The organism is Streptomyces sp. WELS2 (assembly GCF_013870595.1).
Classification (GTDB): domain Bacteria; phylum Actinomycetota; class Actinomycetes; order Streptomycetales; family Streptomycetaceae; genus Streptomyces.
The window spans coordinates 1-2839 of the sequence record NZ_JACBWZ010000780.1 but is presented as its reverse complement, the minus strand read 5'-3'; the positions used below and the strand labels follow the sequence as shown (position 1 = coordinate 2839).

General features: G+C 74.1%; 2 protein-coding genes. Both read right to left on the bottom strand.

What is annotated here, in order from left to right:
- Positions 1-995: D-alanyl-D-alanine carboxypeptidase family protein (locus tag H5J33_RS29705; protein ID WP_181797889.1), on the bottom strand; the 995-nt coding region annotated here is incomplete at its 3' end.
- A 101-nt stretch (positions 996-1096) separates the two neighbouring features.
- On the bottom strand, positions 1097-2236 hold the full coding sequence (gene rho / locus H5J33_RS29700) for a transcription termination factor Rho (protein WP_181797888.1): 1140 nt from the start codon (positions 2234-2236) through the stop codon (positions 1097-1099).
- Positions 2237-2839 lie beyond the last annotated feature (603 nt).

Here is a 2839-nt window from a genome sequence, read left to right as displayed (position 1 = left end):
TGGAGCTGGAAGGACGACACCCCGGGCAGCGTGCCGGCGGGGGCACGGATCTCCGCGAGCGCGCGGGCCTCCTCGTACACGGTCAACCCGCCGTCGGCCTGAGGGTTGAGGACGCTCACCACGAGGGTGTGCCCGTTCCGGCGCGCCGCTGCCACGAGCGTGTTGCCCGCGTTGCTGGTGTAGCCGTTCTTGATGCCGATCAGCCCGGGGTACGGCGCCACGCCGTCCTCGCCGGTCAGCAGCCGGTTGGTGTTCTCGATGGGGTACGACGAGCCGTCACCGGGGAAGCTGGCCTCGGCGGTGCCGCAGTACCGGGCGAAGTCGGGGTCGCGCAGGCCCGCCCGGCCGAACACCGCGAGGTCGAAGGCGGAGGAGACCTGGCCGGGGGCGTCGTAACCGTCCGGGGAGACGACGTGGGTGTCCAGCGCGCCGAGCGAGCGGGCCTTGTCCTGCATCCGGGCGGCGGTGGCCTCCCAGCCGCCGCCGAGCCGGGCGAGGACGTGCACGGCGTCGTTCCCGGAGCTGAGGAACACCCCCCGCCACAGGTCCGCCACCTGGTAGGTGTGCCCCTCCTCGACGCCGACCAGGCTGCTGCCCTCGCCGACGTCCGCCAGTTCGTCGTAGGACACGGTGTGCTGGAGCCCGCCGGGCAGCGTGGGCAGGACGGTGAGCGCGAACAGGGTCTTCAGGGTGCTGGCGGGGGGCAGTTCGCGGTGCGCTTCGTGCGCGGCCAGCACCTCGCCGCTGCTCGCGTCGGCGATGAGCCAGGACAGCGCCGAGACATCGGGCAGTTCGGGGGCGCCCCGGTGCGGCCGGACCTGGGTGCCGGACCTGTACAGCAGGGACGGCCCGGGCATCGCCGCCGGGGGGCGGGGCGGGGCGGGTTCCCCGGCCGGGTGTCCGGCGGCGGCAGCGGCCGGCGTGAGCACCAGCAGGCCCGCCACACAGAGGGAGCAGGCCGACACTGCCGCGCGATACGAGAATCCGGTGATCATACGGTCAACCTACGAACAGGGTCCTGATCCCTCACCCCGCCGGGGCCGTTCGGGGCGCCGAGCAACCCGGATGCCGCACCGGGGCGCCCCGGGGGCCGGGATCAGCCGGCCGGGAGGGTGGGCCGGATCCGCCGCAGGAACGTGGCGTTGTCGGGAGTGGCACGCAGCCGTTCGAGCAGGGTCTCGACGGCGGACGGACCGCCCTCCCGGGAGCGCAGAGCCCGGCGCAGTCCGCGTACGGCGGTCAACTCGGCCGGGGTGAGCAGCAGTTCCTCGCGACGGGTGCCGCTGGAGTCGATGTCCACGGCCGGGAACACCCGCCGGGCTGCCAGCTCCCGGTCCAGACGCAGCTCCATGTTGCCGGTGCTCTTCAGCTCCTCGAAGAAGTAGCCGTCGGCCCGGGAACCGGTGTCCACCAGCGCCGAGGCGAGGATGGTGAGGGAGCCGCCCTCCTCGGCCTGGCGCGCGGCGCCGAAGAACCGCTTGGGGCCGATCAGCGCACCCGCGTCGACACCGCCGCTCAGGGTGCGGCCGCCGGCGGCGGAGGCGTTGTTGTAGGCGCGGCACAGCCGGGTCAGCGAGTCCAGCAGCACGACGACGTCCTCACCGGCCTCGACCAGCCGCTTGGCCCGCTCCACGACCAGCTCGGCCAGGGCGATGTGGTCCTTGGGCGAGCGGTCGAAGGTGGAGGCGTACACCTCCCCGCGCACCGAGCGGCGCATCTCGGTGACCTCCTCGGGCCGTTCGTCGAGCAGCAGGACGATCAGCCGGCACTCGGGGTGGTTGCCGGCCACGGCGGCGGCGAGCTGCTGGAGCAGCACGGTCTTGCCACTCTTGGGCGGCGCCACGATGAGACCGCGCTGGCCCTTGCCGACCGGCGCGAGCAGATCGGCGAGGCGCCCGGTCAGCCCGGCGCCGGGGTGCTCCAGGCGCAGGCGCCGGTGCGGATGGAGCGGGGTGAGCTCGTGGAAGTGGCGACGCGCGCCGGGGGCGCGTCCGTTGACGCGCGCCACCTCGGTCAGGGCCCGCTGGGCGCCCCTGACGCCCTCGACCAGATCCCCCTTGCGCAGTCCGTGGCGGCGCACGAGCGCCGGCGCGACCTGCGGATCGGCGGGGGAGGGGAGCAGGCCGGCGGCCCTGAGATGTCCCTTGCCGTGCGCGTCGATGTCCAGGACGCCGGTGACGAGCGGGGCGGCCGGTGCCTGCGTGGCCTCGGGACGGGCTGTGAGCGTGGTGGTCATGCGGATGTCCTTTCGCGGACGGGACGGGGAGGGGAAGCGGGGGTGAGGCCGCGAGCGGGAGGCGTCTGCGACTGCCTCCGGGCGGCGGAGACGGTGCCTCGGGTACGGCGGAGAGAAGCCCGTCACGAGGCGGTACCGGGAAGCTGACGCGCCGGAGGCCGGGGGATCCGGGACAGCGGCGAACCGATCAGCTGAGAGAGATTGGCACCGGCGCCCACCTTGGGCGTGCACGAGTGCTGACAGCACGCTACCACTGGAAGGGGTGCGGTGTCCGTGGTGCGGGCAACAAACCACCGGATCGTGGTATTCCCGCAGGGCCGGACGCGCCCGCCGGGCCGGCGGGCGGACCACGCAACGGCAAGCGGGCGAGGGGGAGTTGCCGGCGACCGGTGCGGACACCCGATCATCGTGACGGGTCCGTCACCCCGGCCGGTCGCTCGTGGGGGTGGTGATCCGGCGTGGAGCGGGCCGCCGCCGCGGGCGGTGCGGCACAGTGGGCGCCGTGCCTCGCCGACTTCTTCCGCTGCTGGTCGCCGCTCTGGTGAGCGTCGCCGGCTGCACCACCGTCAATCCCGCCTCCGATCCCGAAACCGCCGGCTCCCG